This is a genomic window from Dorea sp. AF36-15AT (assembly GCF_003477705.1).
GTDB classification, from domain to species: Bacteria; Bacillota; Clostridia; order Lachnospirales; family Lachnospiraceae; genus Claveliimonas; species Claveliimonas ammoniilytica.
Window position 1 is genome coordinate 165,264 of record NZ_QUDV01000002.1, and the last position, 17,476, is coordinate 182,739.

General features: G+C 45.6%; 20 protein-coding genes and 1 other RNA gene. 14 read left to right on the plus strand and 7 right to left on the minus strand.

All coding sequences use genetic code 11. The annotated features are described in order from the left end of the window. The first annotated feature begins 64 nt into the window (after positions 1–64). Positions 65–157 carry a putative holin-like toxin gene (locus DWZ93_RS14945; RefSeq protein ID WP_227189010.1) on the plus strand — a complete coding sequence of 31 codons (93 nt, stop codon included), beginning with the start codon at positions 65–67 and terminating at the stop codon, positions 155–157. A gap of 306 nt (positions 158–463) precedes the next feature. On the opposite strand, the gene ssrA is transcribed toward DWZ93_RS14945, so the two are convergent. The 5 genes from ssrA to thiS all read right to left on the minus strand — a co-directional run bounded on the left by ssrA (position 464) and on the right by thiS (position 3,751). Further along, positions 464–811, minus strand: a transfer-messenger RNA (tmRNA) gene (gene ssrA / locus DWZ93_RS04945). Between the two features lie 73 nt (positions 812–884). Then, positions 885–1,487, minus strand: a complete 603-nt coding sequence (locus DWZ93_RS04950) for a thiamine phosphate synthase (protein ID WP_118452149.1) — start codon at positions 1,485–1,487, stop codon at positions 885–887. After that, the gene (gene thiH / locus DWZ93_RS04955; protein ID WP_118382437.1) at positions 1,474–2,700 is read right to left on the minus strand and encodes a 2-iminoacetate synthase ThiH; all 1,227 of its coding nucleotides are present in this window, start codon (positions 2,698–2,700) and stop codon (positions 1,474–1,476) included. Before thiH ends, DWZ93_RS04950 begins: the two co-directional genes overlap by 14 nt. Before the next feature lie 18 nt (positions 2,701–2,718). After that, the gene (locus DWZ93_RS04960) at positions 2,719–3,495 is read right to left on the minus strand and encodes a thiazole synthase (protein ID WP_118382438.1); all 777 of its coding nucleotides are present in this window, start codon (positions 3,493–3,495) and stop codon (positions 2,719–2,721) included. Positions 3,496–3,553: 58 nt separating this feature from the next. After that, on the minus strand, positions 3,554–3,751 hold the full coding sequence (thiS, locus tag DWZ93_RS04965) for a sulfur carrier protein ThiS (RefSeq protein ID WP_118382439.1): 198 nt from the start codon (positions 3,749–3,751) through the stop codon (positions 3,554–3,556). A gap of 335 nt (positions 3,752–4,086) precedes the next feature. Between thiS and DWZ93_RS04970 the strand changes: the two genes are divergently transcribed. After that, positions 4,087–4,545, plus strand: a complete 459-nt coding sequence (locus DWZ93_RS04970; RefSeq protein WP_118382440.1) for a ferritin-like domain-containing protein — start codon at positions 4,087–4,089, stop codon at positions 4,543–4,545. 30 nt (positions 4,546–4,575) lie between these two features. On the opposite strand, the gene DWZ93_RS04975 is transcribed toward DWZ93_RS04970, so the two are convergent. After that, the gene (locus DWZ93_RS04975; protein ID WP_118452150.1) at positions 4,576–5,463 is read right to left on the minus strand and encodes a LysR family transcriptional regulator; all 888 of its coding nucleotides are present in this window, start codon (positions 5,461–5,463) and stop codon (positions 4,576–4,578) included. A gap of 149 nt (positions 5,464–5,612) precedes the next feature. On the opposite strand from DWZ93_RS04975, the gene DWZ93_RS04980 reads away from it, so the two are divergent. From DWZ93_RS04980 to DWZ93_RS05005, 6 genes are all read left to right on the plus strand, one after another. Beyond that, positions 5,613–6,098, plus strand: coding sequence for a DUF2798 domain-containing protein (locus tag DWZ93_RS04980; protein ID WP_118452151.1), 486 nt, complete (start codon positions 5,613–5,615; stop codon positions 6,096–6,098). Between the two features lie 155 nt (positions 6,099–6,253). Then, positions 6,254–6,679, plus strand: a complete 426-nt coding sequence (locus DWZ93_RS04985) for an Hsp20/alpha crystallin family protein (RefSeq protein ID WP_118452152.1) — start codon at positions 6,254–6,256, stop codon at positions 6,677–6,679. Positions 6,680–6,824: 145 nt separating this feature from the next. Then, positions 6,825–8,183 (plus strand): sodium-dependent transporter, encoded by a 1,359-nt coding sequence (locus tag DWZ93_RS04990; RefSeq protein WP_118382448.1) that lies wholly within the window; start codon positions 6,825–6,827, stop codon positions 8,181–8,183. A gap of 23 nt (positions 8,184–8,206) precedes the next feature. Continuing rightward, positions 8,207–9,415, plus strand: coding sequence for a threonine/serine ThrE exporter family protein (locus tag DWZ93_RS04995; protein ID WP_118382449.1), 1,209 nt, complete (start codon positions 8,207–8,209; stop codon positions 9,413–9,415). Between the two features lie 43 nt (positions 9,416–9,458). Next, on the plus strand, positions 9,459–10,484 hold the full coding sequence (locus tag DWZ93_RS05000) for a threonine aldolase family protein (RefSeq protein WP_118452153.1): 1,026 nt from the start codon (positions 9,459–9,461) through the stop codon (positions 10,482–10,484). Positions 10,485–10,507: 23 nt separating this feature from the next. After that, on the plus strand, positions 10,508–11,041 hold the full coding sequence (locus DWZ93_RS05005) for a DUF3877 family protein (RefSeq protein ID WP_118452154.1): 534 nt from the start codon (positions 10,508–10,510) through the stop codon (positions 11,039–11,041). Between the two features lie 78 nt (positions 11,042–11,119). Here DWZ93_RS05005 and DWZ93_RS05010 read toward each other — a convergent pair whose 3' ends face one another. Then, positions 11,120–11,446, minus strand: coding sequence for a hypothetical protein (locus DWZ93_RS05010; RefSeq protein WP_118452155.1), 327 nt, complete (start codon positions 11,444–11,446; stop codon positions 11,120–11,122). A 199-nt stretch (positions 11,447–11,645) separates the two neighbouring features. Between DWZ93_RS05010 and DWZ93_RS05015 the strand changes: the two genes are divergently transcribed. The 6 genes from DWZ93_RS05015 to lpdA all read left to right on the plus strand — a co-directional run bounded on the left by DWZ93_RS05015 (position 11,646) and on the right by lpdA (position 17,456). Beyond that, complete coding sequence (locus tag DWZ93_RS05015; RefSeq protein WP_118452156.1) at positions 11,646–12,320, plus strand: response regulator transcription factor; 675 nt, start codon at positions 11,646–11,648, stop codon at positions 12,318–12,320. Further along, entirely contained in the window at positions 12,321–13,793 is a 1,473-nt protein-coding gene (locus DWZ93_RS05020; RefSeq protein ID WP_118382454.1) for a sensor histidine kinase, read from the plus strand. A gap of 121 nt (positions 13,794–13,914) precedes the next feature. Further along, complete coding sequence (gene hisH, locus DWZ93_RS05025) at positions 13,915–14,520, plus strand: imidazole glycerol phosphate synthase subunit HisH (RefSeq protein ID WP_118382455.1); 606 nt, start codon at positions 13,915–13,917, stop codon at positions 14,518–14,520. A 15-nt stretch (positions 14,521–14,535) separates the two neighbouring features. Beyond that, the gene (hisF, locus tag DWZ93_RS05030) at positions 14,536–15,297 is read left to right on the plus strand and encodes an imidazole glycerol phosphate synthase subunit HisF (RefSeq protein WP_118452157.1); all 762 of its coding nucleotides are present in this window, start codon (positions 14,536–14,538) and stop codon (positions 15,295–15,297) included. Between the two features lie 22 nt (positions 15,298–15,319). Continuing rightward, positions 15,320–15,988 carry a uracil-DNA glycosylase gene (locus tag DWZ93_RS05035; protein ID WP_118382457.1) on the plus strand — a complete coding sequence of 223 codons (669 nt, stop codon included), beginning with the start codon at positions 15,320–15,322 and terminating at the stop codon, positions 15,986–15,988. A 43-nt stretch (positions 15,989–16,031) separates the two neighbouring features. Then, positions 16,032–17,456 (plus strand): dihydrolipoyl dehydrogenase, encoded by a 1,425-nt coding sequence (gene lpdA, locus DWZ93_RS05040; protein WP_118382458.1) that lies wholly within the window; start codon positions 16,032–16,034, stop codon positions 17,454–17,456. Positions 17,457–17,476 lie beyond the last annotated feature (20 nt).

The window sequence follows — 17,476 nt, forward strand, 5'->3', positions numbered from 1 at the left end:
GCGGCTACCCTTCTTTTACGGAGGGAAAAAACACCCTCCAGACGGAAGAAAGGAGGGCGATAAGATGATTACATATTCTGATCTGATTCAGTTTTGTATATTCATAGTTGCCCTTGTTGGTCTCTGTTATGAGATATTCAAGGGAAAACGGAAATAGCCGCCAACTACCGCAAATAGTTGACGGCTGTTGTAAATAACAGCTAACTATACAATCGGGTAGCCGCTTGCGGTTTCCCTCTTTGTATGTTCAATATAGCACATCTGGCAGCAAGACGCAAGAGGATAAAGCAGTCCTGTTTAATATAATGATGCCAGGGTCAAAAGGTCTAAATCCACATGAGCTTGCTCATATCTGCATCATATCATAAAAATAACGGCACTGTATATGATTATCATACACAGTACCGTTATCATTTTGTTATACTGAACAGGGATCGCATATCGAGTCCAACTTGTTCAGTTTTAGTGGACCTGGCGGGAATCGAACCCGCGTCCGAAAGCCCTTCCATTCCGGCATCTCCCATCACAGTCATTATACTGACATTCCCTCCGTCTCCCGCCTAATGACAGGCTGAAAACTTCAGTAGCTTCATAAAGTCTTCCATTCCCTCAAAGCTTTGGGAACGAAGTGCTCCGCCTCGTTGAAGCCGGTGATTCAGGCAGCGGATGACCCGAGGCCGACTGCTGCCAAATTAGGCAGCGTACGCTAAATTATTATCTGCGTTTAAATTTAAATAGAACTTTTAACGTAGTGTCCCACTACGGATGGCTTCCAGAACTTCTAAACCCCCGTCGAAACCAGTACAAGCCCGAATATAAAAGTGTACTGATTAGGCAGATGTTCTTTTGCGTATAGTCCATTATACGCAGTGGAAGGGGGAATGTCAAGGGGTAAACTGCATCATTCCTGACATGATACATCCACCTTTTGCTCCGCAGGAGGCGATTTCTGCAGCTTGATCCGGTGCAATTGTGTGAGTATCAGCATCCAACTGGATTCCGCCGATGGCATAGACCGGGATGGATACGCTCTTACAGACATTTCTTAAAAAGTCCAGTCCCCGAGGTGCCAGCCCCTTTTTACAGTCTGTGACATAGACGTGTCCGGCGGTTACGTAAGTCGCGCCAAGTCTCTCTGCTTCCATAGCATCTTCGACAGAGTGCACAGAAGAACCGATCTGTGTAAAATCGTTCAGTTCATGTGCATATTCTCGGAGAAGTGGAAGGGGCAGGTGGATAGAAGTGCAGCCAAGTGCCCGTGCGGCATCCGGGTAGGTGTGGAGAACACATGGTACTTCATAGGAGTGACAGAGCTCCAGCACCTGTGCCGCCAGTTTTTCATATTCCTGTGCCGGCAGGTCTTTTTCCCGCAGAATGATAAACGCAGGATGTGTCTGACAGACCATTTCCAGCTGTTCCGGAAATGGCCTGTGACAGAGACTGCGGTTCGTGACTGCGACAACCTGCATTTCTTTAGACGTATACATAGTCGTTCATGACCGGCTGGAGATGATTCTGAACCAGCGCCTGATAGACTTCATCTACGCTTCTTCCGTCAGAGATCTCGAACTGGTCGTCTCCTTTTTCTTCAATCTCATCGACGTGTTCACCGATTCCGGTGCTGACTCCGGCAGAAATTTTGGTAGCCGCGATCTGCACCAGGTTATCCCTTACGCGGGCACATTCTCTGGTAGAGATAGTGATACTTGCAAATGGCATCAGCAGCCGATATGCGCAGACAACCTGCAACAGCTGTGCCTCGTGTACATCCATCGGATTGATCCGGTCATTGTTGATGATCGGACGGAGTCTCGGACAGGAAAATGCAATCTCGGCATGTGGGTATTTGCGCTGCAGGAGCCATGCATGATAGCCTGTGGCAAATGCGTCCTTGCGGAAATCATCCAGCCCTAAGAGAGCACCGAATCCGACACCGCGCATGCCGCCCATCAGTGCGCGTTCCTGTGCATTGACACGATATGGGAAGATACGCTTGTGTCCGGCGAGGTGGAGTGTTTCGTATTTGTCGGAATTGTAAGTTTCCTGGAATACGGTTACGTAGTCGGCTCCGCATTCGTGCAGGTAAGCATATTCATCGGAATTCATAGGGTAGACTTCTAATCCGATGACTTTGAAATATTTTCTTGCAATCTTACATGCCTCGCCGATGTATTTGACGTCAGATTTGACACGGCTCTCTCCGGTCAGGATCAGGATTTCCTGTAGTCCGGATTTGGCAATGGCAGCCATTTCCATGTCAATCTGCTCTGCGTTAAGCATCGCACGGCGAATCTTGTTGTGACAGTTAAATCCGCAGTAAATGCAGTAGTTCTCGCAGTAGTTGGCAATGTACAGCGGCGTAAACATATTAACGCTGTTGCCGAAGTGCTTTCTGGTCTCGCGCTGCGCAGCCTGTGCGATCTCTTCCAGAAATGGAAGTGCAGCAGGAGAAAGGAGTGCGGCAAAGTCTTTCGGTGTTACCGGATCTGCCTGCAGTGCCCGGCGCACATCAGCAGCCGTATAGCTGTCATAGTCATAGTTTTTGGATGCTTCTACCACCTGATCCATAATGTCAGAACCTGGATCCTCCATACCTGGCAGGTAGGTCATGTGGTCAATACGGTTTTTCTTCTGATCTTCCAGAATTTCTTCGTTCAGAATACTTTCGTTCAAATGTTCTTCTGTTGCATGTTCTTTCATAATGCTCTCCCTCCTGACTTACTCGTGTAAGAATCCGGTCAGTGGTGAAGAAGCGCTTGCACCACGATCCAGAGTTCTTCCAGGACCTGCGAGATAAGCATTACGTCCGGCAATGATAGCGTCGCGGAATGCAGAAGCCATGAGAGCAACATCTCCTGAGGTTGCAATAGCTGTGTTTGCCATGATAGCTGCTGCACCCATTTCCATTGCTTCACATGCCTGAGACGGACGGCCAAGACCTGCATCTACGATAACCGGAAGATCGATCTCGTTGATCAGGATCTGGATAAATTCCTTGGTGCAGAGACCTTTGTTAGATCCGATCGGAGCGCCGAGAGGCATGATACAGGCAGCACCTGCATTGGCCAGATCTCTTGCAGCATTCAAATCCGGATACATGTAAGGCATAACAGTAAATCCTTCCTTTGCCAGCATCTCGGTAGCTTTGATAGTTTCGTAGTTATCCGGCAGCAGATATCTGGAGTCATGGATAACTTCTACTTTTACAAAATCACCGCAGCCAAGCTCTCTGGAAAGCTTTGCAATGCGAACAGCTTCCTCTGCGGTTCTTGCACCGGAAGTATTTGGCAGCAGGGTAACATTTTCCGGAATGTAATCCAAGATGTTAGCAAGTCCGCCTTCATTTGCACGGCGGATAGCCAGGGTAACGATTTCGGTTCCGGCATTCTCAACGCATGCCTTTACCAGATCCAGCGAAAATTTGCCGGAGCCAAGGATAAAGCGGGAGGTAAATTCGTGACCGCCCAGTGACCATTTGTCAGTTGTCTGATTCATAATAAATAACCTTCTTTCGTGAATAATATTGATGTTGGTTTGCTCATCTGAAGGCAGGTTAGCCACCGCCTACGAATGTTACAATTTCCAATGTGTCGCATTCGGTGAGCATGGTATCTGCAAAATGCGCTTTGGACAGAATCTTGTGATTCAACTCTACAGCAATGCGACCAGCCGAATACTGGTTCGTTTCCAGATATTCAGCAACCGACATTGGATGTGGAAGTTCTACATTCTTTCCGTTCACAGTGATCATAGTGCGCTCCTTTCCTGAGAGAGTTAATTCGTTGCGACGTTTCAGAGCCTGTCTCGATTACGCTGTAAATCTGCATGGCTCTGAGACGTTACAAAAAAAGAGTCCACAAAAGAATACACCCGCGGTGGTGCACCCCTTCATGAACTCCTGTTCAATCTCAAAATCAATCGTATGCCGATAAAACATATTCGGTTTTACTAACCAAAAGTATACGGAGTTTTTGGCGGGATGTCAAACATTTTGTCACCAAATCTGGAAAAATACGGTCGCCATGGAATAAGAAGAAAAAATGGAGTCATACTACCATTGTTCATAAAATACAAGGAGGAGTTACCATGATATTATCAGAAAAAGAACGCACTACGATTGAGGATTTACAGACACAGGAGAAAAGCTGTATTGAGAAATACGGAATGTACGCCGGGCAGGCAAAGGATCCTGAGTTGAAGAAGCTGTTTCAGACATTGCAGAGTAAAGAAAGAGAGCATTACGATTCACTCGGAAGAGTCTTGAAAGGCACAGTACCGTCGTGTGACTGCAACGACACGGCAGGGCGTGATTATGAACCGAAAGCGACATATACAGCCATGAGTTCACCGGAAGAAAAAACAAAGGATGCATTTCTTGCAACGGACTGTATTGGAACGGAAAAACTGGTGTCAGGAGAATATAATACTAACGTATTTGCATTTGGAAATACAGAAGTCAGGAAGCTACTGGCGGACATTCAGGTAGAAGAACAGAATCATGCAGAAATGCTGTATAAGTATAAAATGGTGAATGGGATGAAGTGAAAATTGCCGGGCAGCGGAAGTGGATCATGATTAAGTCTGAAAAGTAGACTCGTCACCATGCAGTATCCGGATAAAGTCGCGGAGATAAGGCTTATTCCGGTAAGATTTGTAATATAATCCAAAAGAATATATATCATTATTGCAGAGAGTGCGCTTCGTTAGGTGCTGATATGCGGGGAGGCGGATATCTGGAAGCAGTGCTACACCGTATCCTGCATCAGCCAGAAGGAGCGCATTTTCTGTTGTTTCACAGTAATATAACTGGGATGGTTTCTTGTTCTTTGCAAATTCCCATTGTCCGTTGTAGACGGTTGGGGAGATTACACCCGGATCGTATAGAATAATAGCATAATCGTTCAGATCATTTGCGGTAACCTGCTTCTTCTGACTCAGCGGGAGTGTGTCCCGGAACAGACAGGCAAAGCGTGGGCGGCACAATTCTTTATAATGAAGAGAATCTTTGACGCCGGGAGCATGGAATCCCACAGTAACGTCCAAAGCTTCACGTTTCAGGGCATCTGGAAAATGTGTTTCCGGAAGAATGAGAACCTTTGGGTGGAGCATAGGATAAATATCCTTCATTTGTTCCAGTGTATTAGAAAGTAGTTCCATATGTAATGGATTGGCACAGCCAATGTGAAAATCGATGATCTTAGACTCATCCTGACTGGCAAAACGCTGGATGGAACGTCTGGCAGTATTAACCATAAGCTGTGCATCTGACTGGAAGATACGTCCGTTCTCTGTGAGGCGTACCATTCTTGTGCTGCGGATAAAAAGCTGAGTGCCCAGTTCTTCTTCTAAAGTATGAATCTGTCTGGTGATGGCTGGCTGAGAGACATTTAATTGTCTGGAAGCCCTGGCGAAGTTCAGGTGCTCAGCTACAGCCAGAAAACATTCTATTTGAAATATTGTCATTGCATACCTCCTGAAAAACTCAAAGTGAATTATTATTAATTCGATTCTGTTATTAATAATAGCATTTTTTGAATTCTAATACAAAGCATTCTGTTGTAAAATGTTTGATTGTATCTGAAAGATAAAAAGAATGACAGGAGGAAAATGATATGCCAATGCATAAAAGAGAAAGTTTGATTTATACGATTATGATGTGTTTTACCATGGTGCTGTGGATGAGTATTTATAATGTAACACTGCACATGGGCGTTTTAAATATGGAGACGATTAAGGAAGCGTGGCTTGGATTCCCGATCGCCTATGTCTTTGCGATGCTGTGTGACTGGTTTGTAGTATCTGGGCCGGCAAAAGGATTTGCATTCCGTTTTCTGGTAAACCCGGACAGCAGTACGATGAAAAAAGTGATTGCAGTATCTTGCTGTATGGTAGTTCCGATGGTAATTATCATGTCATTTTATGGCGGAGTGGAAGCCTGTGTGAGATCAGGAGAGTGGAGTGCACTGCCAATCATCTGGCTGACCAATATTCCGAAGAACTTTATTATGGCGTTGCCGTTTCAGCTGATCGTTGCGGGACCGCTTGTGAGAAAAGTATTCCGTACGGCATTTCCGGTAGGAACCGTACTTGCGGAGTAATTTATAGAATATTAGGTTTATAGAAAGTTTATAATTAAATTAGCACTCATCTCTTTACAGTGCTAACAAAGTGTGTTATATAATATATATAGCAAATAAAACAAACACACTTGAGGGACGAAGATCCCGATAGCTATAGATGAGGAGGATGCTTTATGGTATTGGCTAACAGAGGTTATAACAGTTTATTTGATAATATGTTTCGCGATCCGTTTTATGGACGCAGCCAGGAGCGCACAGAGACGCAGGTAATGCGGACTGATATTTACGAGAAAGATGGCAATTATCTGATTGAGATGGATCTTCCGGGTTACAGCAAGTCTGATATTCAGGCTGATCTGAAGGAAGGTTATCTGACGATCACTGCTCATGATAATGAGACGGATGAGGAGAAGAAAGCCAAAGGCAAATGTATCCACAAGGAGCGTTATACCGGCACCTGCAGCAGAAAGTTTTATGTAGGTGAGGATCTGACGCAGGAGGATATCAAGGCAGCATTTAATGATGGAGTGCTGAAGCTGATCGTGCCAAAAGAGATCAAGAAAGTCGAAGAAGAGCCGAAGTTTATTACCATTGAGTAATGGGATTCGGAAAGTTCGCACAATGAGTGCTTTATCACAGGTGGAGATCGGAGATTCCGGTCTCCATTTTTTATGCCATTTTTTGCGGGAATGTGTTATAATGGGCGGTACGAAAAAGAGAAAGAATTGGAGGAAATGAGAATCAATGAAAAGAGAGAGCTTTAAGAGCCGTCTTGGCTTCTTGCTGGTCAGCGCAGGATGTGCGATCGGTATCGGCAATGTATGGAGATTTCCATATGTGGCAGGACAGAACGGAGGAGGTTTTTTCGTATTATTATATCTGATTTTCCTGGTAAGCATGGGACTTCCGGTATTAACTATGGAGCTTGCGGTAGGACGTGCGAGTCGTAAAAGTGCGGTTATGGGTTACAAGGCGCTTGAGAAGCCTGGCAGCAAATGGCATATTCACGGATGGTTCTGCATCCTTGGGTGTTATGTGTTGATGATGTATTATACAACGGTATGCGGCTGGATGATCAGTTACTTTTTTAAATTTTTGACAGGAGAATTTAAGCCGGGGATGAATGCAGATCAGGTAGGAGCAGCATTCGGAGGACTGCTTGCATCACCGGGACAGATGGGCGCATGGATGGCAGTATCTGTTGTGGCTGGTTTCTTTGTATGTTCTAAGGGACTACAGGATGGTTTGGAGAAGATCAGTAAGTTTATGATGGTGGCACTGATGGTACTGATCCTGGTACTGGCAGTACACAGCCTGGTGCTTCCAGGTGCGGGAGAAGGACTGAAGTTTTATCTGGTTCCAAGTGTGGACAAGATTCAGGAAGTCGGCATCCGTAATGTGGTAACCGCTGCGATGAATCAGGCATTCTTTACATTGAGCCTTGGAATTGCAGCAATGGAAATTTTCGGAAGTTATATGTCTAAGGATCACACCCTTCCGGGAGAGGCAGCAAGCATCTGCGGACTGGATACATTTGTAGCACTGATGGCTGGTATGATCATTTTTCCGGCATGTTTTTCATATGGAGTACAGCCGGATGCAGGTCCGTCACTGATTTTTGTGACGCTTCCGAATGTATTTGTAAATATGGCGGGCGGACGCGTATGGGGAGCACTGTTCTTCCTGTTTATGGTGTTTGCAAGCTTTTCTACTGTTATTGCAGTATTTGAAAATATTATTTCATTCAGCATGGATATGTTTGGCATAGAACGTAAGAAAGCATCTGTGATCAACTGTGTGATCGTACTTGTTGCCAGTATCCCATGTGTACTTGGGTATAATGTATGGAGCAATCTCCATCTGATCGGAGGAAGAGATGTGCTGGACAGCGAGGACTTTATTGTCAGCAACCTGCTCTTGCCGATTGGTTCCCTCATCTATCTGCTGTTCTGTGTGACTAAGATGGGATGGGGATTTGATAAATATCTGGATGAATGTAATCAGGGAACTGGATTACGTTTTGGTAAGTGGCTGAAACCATACTTCCAGTTTATACTTCCGATATTGATCCTGATTATTATTGTTCAGGGATTAATTGGATAAGTAACAGAAAGGTATAAACAAGCATGGATTATGAATTGCTGTTAAATGAGATCATTAATATAGGTAAGGAGATGATCAAGAGCGGCGCGGAGACAGATCGGGTTGAAGATAGTATGTATCGTATGCTGGAGAGCTACGATATTGGGCAGTGTAGTGTGTTCGCGATTCAGAGTAATATCCAGGTGACGATCAGATCGAAAGACGGAACGTTTATTACGCAGGTGCGCAGGGTTCACAGGACAGGATTTAACTATGATCGTCTGGATTATCTGAATAATCTTTCCCGCTATATCTGCAGGAACCAGCCGTCTGTTGCAGAGATTCAGGAGAAGTATGATGAGGTGATGAGCCGTAAGAAACAGCCGGCGTATATTGAGTACCTGGCTTCCCTTATGGGAGGTGTTGGATTTGGCGTGTATTTTGGATGTGATCTGGAAGATACACTTGTAGGAATTGTGGTTACTGTTCTGGTACTGGTGTGGTTTGGACGGCGTCTGAAACGCAAAGAGCATAATCTGGTCGCTTATAATCTAATCGTGTCGTTTGTGGCTACGGCAGGGATATTTGGAGCATATCATCTGGGGTTAGGCAATCATCCTGATCGTACATGCCTGGGACTCAGCATGGTACTGATCAGTGGTCTGTGCGTTGCGAACGGACTTCGGGATCTGGTAAGCCGTGCATATCTGTCCGGATTTTTGAATATCATTCATGCTTTTGTCGGAGCTGTGGGAATTGCCTGCGGTGCAGGGCTTGCAATGATATTATTTCGTGGAGAAATGTATGAAATGTGTTTGACACCCAGTGTGCCGGCACAGCTGATATCCTGTGGCATTGCAAGTATGGGATTTGCGTGGTTATTCAAGGCAGCCGATAAGCAGGCGTTTTATGTTGGGATTGGTGGCAGCATGACCTGGGGAGCATATCTGATTGCACAGTATCTACATGGGGATACATTTATCTGCACGATAGTAGCGGCAACTGTGGTAGCAGCCTATGCATTTATCATGTCCAGATACCATCGGGCACCGGCAACCATTTTTCTGACAACATCTATCTTGCCTGTGGTGCCTGGGGCAAACCTGTTCTATATGATGTATGGGATTGAGCAGAGAGATTATGCGATGGCAAATCAGCAGGCAATCACGCTTGCAACAACCTGCCTTGCTATAGCATTGGGCTTTCTGCTGGTAGATGTTGCCAGTCAATATGTACACAAACAAAAAGAATAATAAAAGTATCAGGAAGAAGAAAAAATCGGAAAGGAGAATACAGATGTTATCATTTGAATGCGATTATAATAAAGGAGCTCATAAGAAGATTCTGGAGCGCCTGCTGGAGACAAACGAGGAGCCGGCAAAGGGATATGGCTTTGATCCATACTGCGCATCAGCGGCAGAGAAGATTCTGAAAGCATGTGAACTTGCCGGTGGGCAGGTACAGTTTCTGACCGGAGGCACACAGACCAATCAGATTGTAATTGATGCCATGCTTGCGGGTTATGAAGCAGTAGTGGCAGCAGATACGGGGCATGTGAATTTCCATGAAGCGGGAGCAATCGAGTATACAGGACATAAGGTGCTGACAATTCCACATGTGAACGGCAAGCTCGACGCGGGAGATTTGGAACAGTATCTGAAGGATTATTATGCAGATGATAATCATGAGCATATGGCACGTCCGGGTATGGTGTACATTTCACATCCGTCAGAATATGGAACACTGTATTCAAAAGCAGAGCTGGAAGCCCTGTCTTCTGTATGCAAAACGTATGAGCTTCCACTCTTCATGGACGGAGCGAGACTCGGATACGGTCTGATGAGTAAGGATACGGATGTAACGCTTCCGGATATTGCAAAGCTGTGTGATGTGTTTTATATTGGCGGCACAAAGGTAGGGGCACTGTGTGGCGAGGCGGTTGTATTTACCCATGGAAATATGCCGAAGCATTTCCTTACTACGGTAAAACAGCATGGTGCATTGAATGCCAAAGGACGGCTTCTTGGCGTACAGTTCGATACGTTATTTACCGATAATCTGTATTTTGAGATCAGCAAACATGCGATCGAGATGGCAGAAAAGCTGAAAAAAGCATTTAAGGAGAAGGGATATCAGTTCCTGATCGATTCTCCGACGAACCAGATCTTCGTAATTCTGGATAATGAGAAAAAGAAAGAACTGGAAAAAGAAGCACGATTTGGCTTCTGGGAGAAATACGATGAGACCCATACAGTTGTGCGTATTGCTACAAGCTGGGGCACTACAGAAGAAGAACTGAACGCATTAATTGAGCTTATCTAAGTGTATGGAGGAAGAAATACAGCATGGGATATTCAAAATTAGAGAGGAATCTGATTGATCTGATGAAGGAAGAACAGGCAAAGCTCGGCTATCGTAAGGAGGCTGTCAGATTGTACTATCCGCTGAGTTCGCTGAATCATTTATTTGAGGCAGAGGACAGCGTGGATGCCATGCAGGAGAGGCTGATACATTTCCCGGAGGATATGACTGCGAAGCTTGGTATGCTCACGGTTACGCATAAAGGAGACAGGTTCTGCTTCCGTATTCCGGAGGAAGGCAGTGAGTATGTACATGAACATATGGGAGCCAATGAATTTATTAAAGAACTGGTAGAAATGCTGTGGCAGCATGGCACGACAATGGAGCAGATCCGTGCGTTATTTGACCGCCATGCGCATGGCGTGATCTGTGAAAATATTGATAACGGAGAATTCGATTATCTGCTCCGTTTTCCGGAGAGTGTCGGCGATCCGTATTATTACTGCTTTAAGAATGAAGGATGTCATATTATCTATCACAGATTTCTGCCGGAAGATTACGCGGATTTCGACTTTTAATAATACAAGACTTATAAACCAGACAGGGCTATGATTAATCAAAAGTGTTTGATTAATCATAGCCCTGAAAACGTATATTTATTTTTTTCTTCTGTGGAAGAAACCATGTCTCTTCTTTTCTTTTTCTTCTTTTCCGATAGAAAGCAGTTCATCGTATGCTTTGCGCATCTCCCGCTCCTGCTTCTCGCGGACTTCCTTTGGCGGAATATTGGCATAACGGAAATGGAATTCTACATCGTCATCCTCATCCGAAACTGCCGGCTCGGTTCTTACCGGTGCGGTCTTCGCAGGTGCTGTGGTATGTTTTTCTGGAATGCGGAACTTCTTACGACAGCTGTGGCACAGCATGTAATCAGGATTCTTTTGGCTAGGGGTTAATGTATCTCCACAAATTGGACACTTCATAATAATCGTCTCCTTTATCAGATGTATGTTCAGATTGAGTAACTGAAATACTTTTCTTTTTTGATTCTACGGATATACTACCATAAAATTGTGAAAAAGCGAAGAAAAATTCACAAAAGCATCATAAAACTGTGCTACACTAAGCGTAAGATACAGGGCAGAAATCCCCATTATGATACGAAGAGGACAGGGTGGTTAGATGAGTAATATACAGATATTGGTAGTAGACGATGAGAGCAGAATGCGTAAACTGGTAAAGGATTTCCTTCAGAGAGAAGGCTATTCGGTATTGGAAGCAGGGGATGGAATGGAAGCAATGGATATTTTCTATGAGCAGAAGATCGATCTGGTGATTCTGGATGTGATGATGCCGAGGATGGATGGATGGCAGACATGCCGTGAGATCCGCAGAGACTCCACGGTTCCGATCATCATGCTGACGGCCAGATCTGAAGAGCGTGATGAGCTGCAGGGATTTGAACTTGGTGTGGACGAGTACATTTCTAAGCCATTCAGTCCGAAGATCCTGGTGGCGCGTGTAGGTGCACTTCTGAAGCGTATATACGGAACAGATGCAGAAGAGAAGATGGAAGCCGGTGGTATTGAGCTTGACAAGGCGGCACATCAGGTACAGGTGGACGGCAAGAGTATCGACCTTAGTTATAAAGAATTTGAACTGCTGACATATTTTCTGGAGAATCAGGGAATCGCACTTTCCAGGGAGAAGATCCTCAATAATGTGTGGAATTATGATTATTTCGGAGATGCGCGGACCATTGATACTCATGTAAAGAAGCTGAGAAATAAGCTGGGTGATAAAGGTAATTACATTAAGACCATTTGGGGTATGGGTTACAAATTTGAGGTGGAATAAATGAAACATTCGATTAAGAAGCAGATGATCGTAATTTTCATCTCGCTTCTGGCGTTTATGTGTGTGGCGGTTCTGGTATGTAATGTGTGGCTGCTGGGACCGTATTACATCCGCAATAAAGAAGCCAAATTTATCAGCATGTACGAAGCACTTCTGGATGCGGAACAAAATGACGAACTGGATACATCCGATGAGGAGACATACAGTGAACTGGTACACCTGGCAGAGAAGAATAATCTGTTTTTTCTGGCAGTTAATCTGAAAGATCAGAAGCTCATTACCAATGTGCAGCATACCATGGATCTGCAGCAGAATCTGGACGCGTTTATACTGAACCGGACAGAGAAAAATGACCGGACATTAAAGAAGACAGATGAATACGAACTTACAGAGACCAAAGGAAAGGAGGCGGGAACGGAGTATCTGATGATGCGTGGAACGCTCGGCTCCAATTATATTTTCCTGATTCAGAGTCCAATCGAGAGTATCCAGCAGAGTGTAGCACTGTCTAATAAGTTTCTGATTGTTGTAGAGCTGATCGTGTTGGTCGTGGGGATATGGATGGTATGGTTCTTTTCGAAACGTCTGACAGAACCGTTGCGAGAGCTAGCGGGACTTTCAGAGAAAATGGCAGAGCTTGATTTTGATGCCAAATACACCAGTGGTGGTGACAATGAGATTGGTGTGCTGGGTGAGAACTTTAATCGGATGTCAGAGAAGCTGGAACGTTCAATCTCAGATCTGAAGAGTGCCAATAATCAATTGTTGAAAGATATTGAGCAGAAGGACAGACTGGAGCAGATGCGGAATGAATTTCTGGGAAATGTGTCCCATGAGCTGAAGACACCGATCGCATTGATCCAGGGATACGCAGAAGGCTTAAAAGAGGGCGTGAATGATGATCCGGAGAGCAGAGAGTTCTACTGTGATGTCATTATGGATGAAGCCTCTAAGATGAATCATATGGTACGTAATCTGCTGGATCTGAATCAGCTGGAATTTGGTGATGAAAAGATTCAGTTTGAACGGTTTGACCTGACCGAGTTAGTGAAGGGTGTTCTGCAGAGCATGGAGCTTTTTGCAGAGCAGAAGCAGGCAAAGGTAAGATTTCGTCAGACAGAGCCATTGTACGTGTGGGGCGATGAATATAAGATCGAGCAGGTTGTGAGGAACTATGTAAGCAATGCATTTAACCATCTTGCGGGAGACATGGTGGTAGAAGTGAAGATTGAAGTGAAAGATGGCATTGCAAGGACGACAGTATTTAACACCGGTAAGCCGATTCCGGAAGAAGACATTTCACACATCTGGGAGAAATTCTATAAAGTAGACAAAGCTCATACCAGAGAGTATGGCGGTAACGGTATCGGACTGTCTATCGTCAAGGCCATCATGGAGTCACTGCATCGAAAATATGGTGTGGAGAATTATGACAATGGGGTTGCCTTTTGGTTTGAGTTAGAGGTAAAATGATGCCATGGACTGCTGCGGAGCAATCCGTGGCATTTCCTTTTTGCAAAAATGATATGCAAGATATTATGATGCAGTAAATTGTTATGCTTGAGAGGTAATACAGAAGAAAGGAACCAGATATATGGTCGCAATTATTGATTACGATGCGGGAAATATTAAAAGCGTGGAGAAAGCCATGCAGCTTCTTGGACAGGAAGTGAAGATTACCAGAGACAGAGACGAGATCATGGCAGCGGATCATGTGATTCTGCCGGGCGTCGGAGCATTCGGAGACGCGATGGAGAAGTTACATCAGTATGGACTGGTGGAGGTGATCCATGAGGTGACAAAGAAAGGCACGCCATTCCTTGGAATCTGTTTGGGACTTCAGCTTTTATTTGAGCGGAGCGATGAAGCACCGGGTGTGGAAGGTCTCGGAGTTCTGAAAGGGGATATTCTGAAACTGCCGGATAAGGAAGGCTATAAGATCCCGCACATGGGCTGGAATTCACTGGATTTTCCGCGAGAAGGAAGACTTTTTAAAGGATTAGGCGAACATCCATATGTTTATTTTGTTCATTCTTATTATCTGAAGGCAGCAGAGGAAGAGATTGTTACCGCAACTGCGGATTATACGACGACGATCCACGCTTCCGTAGAAAAAGATAATGTATTTGCCTGTCAGTTTCATCCGGAGAAGAGCAGCGATGTAGGACTTCAGATTTTGAAAAATTTTGTGGAGCTGTAGAAGGAGGAAGATGACATGCATACCAAGAGAATTATTCCCTGCCTGGATGTACATAACGGACGAGTGGTAAAGGGTGTTAATTTTGTGGATTTAAGAGATGCCGGCGATCCGGTAGAGATCGGCAAGGCATATGATAAAGCAGGTGCAGATGAGCTGGTATTTCTGGATATTACAGCTTCGTCTGACGCCAGAGAGACAGTTGTAGATATGGTCCGCAAGGTAGCGGAGACCGTGTTTATCCCATTTACAGTAGGCGGCGGCATCCGTACGGTGGATGATTTCCGTGCACTGCTAAGAGAAGGTGCAGATAAGATATCGATTAATTCGTCCGCGATCAATACACCGCGTCTGATATCCGATGCTGCGGACAAATTCGGCAGCCAGTGTGTGGTCGTTGCGATTGATGCCAAGCGCAGAGCGGATGGAAGCGGATGGAATATATATAAAAATGGCGGCCGTATCGATGTAGGTATCGATGCGGTTGAGTGGGCAAAGAAAGTAGAACAGCTGGGAGCGGGAGAAATTCTTCTGACCAGCATGGACTGCGATGGAACAAAGGCCGGTTATGATCTGGAGCTTACCAGAATCATAGCTGAAGAGGTATCAATTCCGGTGATCGCATCAGGAGGTGCCGGTACGCTCGAACATTTTGAAGAGGTGCTGACAGACGGCAAGGCAGATGCGGCACTGGCAGCGTCATTGTTCCACTATAAAGAACTGGAAATTCGGGAAGTAAAAGAATACTTGCGTGAGAAGGGCGTATCGGTACGTCTGTAAAAGCACAGAGGAGAGGAAACGTATGGCAGCGATTAATAATGACTGGCTGGATGCTCTGAAGGAAGAATTCAGTAAGCCATATTACCGGGAACTATTTAAAAAGGTGAATGAAGAATACAGCAGATATCAGATATTTCCGCCGGCAGATGACATTTTCAATGCATTTCATCTGACACCGTTATCGAAGGTGAAGGTGGTAATCCTGGGACAGGATCCGTATCACAATGTAGGACAGGCACATGGACTCTGCTTTTCGGTAAAGAAAGGTGTAGATATTCCGCCGTCACTGGTCAATATTTATAAAGAGCTGCATGATGATCTGGGATGTACGATTCCGAATCACGGATGTCTGACGAAATGGGCAGAACAGGGCGTACTGATGCTGAATACGGTATTGACGGTTCGTGCGCATCAGGCAAATTCACACCGCGGAATTGGCTGGGAAGAATTCACCGATGCGGCGATCATGGCACTGAATAGTCAGGACAGGCCGATCGTATTTATCCTGTGGGGCGGTCCGGCACAGCGGAAGGCTTCGATGTTACACAATCCGAAGCATCTGATCCTGAAAGCACCACACCCAAGTCCATTGTCTGCATATCGAGGATTTTTTGGAAGTAAACCGTTCAGCCAGACCAATGCATTCTTGGAAGAGCATGGTCTGGAACCGATCGACTGGCAGATTGATTAAAAGAATGCATGTGAAGTATGGACTGAGAGCCAGGAGGTAACGTATGAATAACAAATTTGACCTGCTTATCATAGGGGCAGGACCGGGCGGCTATGTGGCTGCGAAGAAGGCCGCAAAGCTTGGCATGTCGGTGGTGATCATCGAGAAAGGACCAATCGGCGGCACCTGTATTAACCGTGGATGTATTCCGATGAAGGCACTGCTTCGTGCATCGACATTGTACCGGGAGATATTGGGATGCGGCAAATACGGATTATACGCAGATGATGCAGGGTATGACCTGCAGGATATGATCGAATATAAGAACCAGGCGACGCGTGAGATGCGGGAGAATCTGGAAGAGGAGTTCAAAGAACTTGGTATCCAGTCAGTACAGGGGACTGCGACAGTTATGTCAGGAAAGCAGGTGCGTGTCACATTTGAAGATGGAAGCAGCAGCTTTTATTTTGGCAATAAGATACTGATCGCAACAGGTTCTAAGGAAAGAAGACTGGACATACCGGGAGCGGATCTGCCGGGAGTTATGACCAGTGAAGCACTGATGACATCCGGAGGTAATAAATATCATAGCCTGATCGTGCTTGGCGGTGGTGTGACCGGTCTGGAGACAGCAACCGTATTCCGTAATCTGGGAGCGAAAGTTACGATCATTGAAGTATCGGATCATCTGATCCCGCGTATCGACAGCGAATTTTCCGACGAACTGGAACGTCTGATGCGGGCACATGGCGTGGAAATATATAAAGAAAGTATGTCGGAGCGGATTACCCGCGACGAAGAAGGCGTATGCTGTGAATTTGTCTGCGCGGAGGGTACGAAGCGTGTACATGCAGAGGCATTGCTGATGTCGGTGGGACGTATTCCGAATACCGACGGATTATTTGCACCGGAGGTGCCGATCAAGATGGATCATGGCAAGATTCTGGTGGATGAATTCTTCCGCACCAGCGTGCCGGGAATCTATGCCGTCGGAGATGTGACCGGCGGTATCCAGCTGGCGCATGTGGCGTCAGCGCAGGGCACTTATGTGGTGGAGAAAATGAACGATCTGACACCGTCCGTTATCGTATCCATGGTGCCGAGCTGTCTGTTTACACCGATTTCTATCGTGCCAAGCTGTCTGTATACCGAGCCGGAGATTGCATCCGTGGGACTGACTGAGACCCAGGCAAGAGAAAAAGGCGTGCAGATCAGGGTCGGACGTTATGATATGAAAGGCAATGGACAGCAGATCATTTCCAGAGAGACCGGAGGATTCATCAAAGTAATCTTCGCGGCGAACAGTGATGTATTACTGGGAGCGCAGATCATGTGCGCCAGAGCGACAGATATGATCGGAGAGCTTGCGACGGCACTGGCAAATGGCTTGACTTCCACACAGCTCATGTATGCGATGCGTGCACATCCGACATTTAATGAAGCGATTTCCTGTGCGGTGGAGAACAGCAGAGATAATATAAAGGAATAATTATTACAAAAGGTGACGAT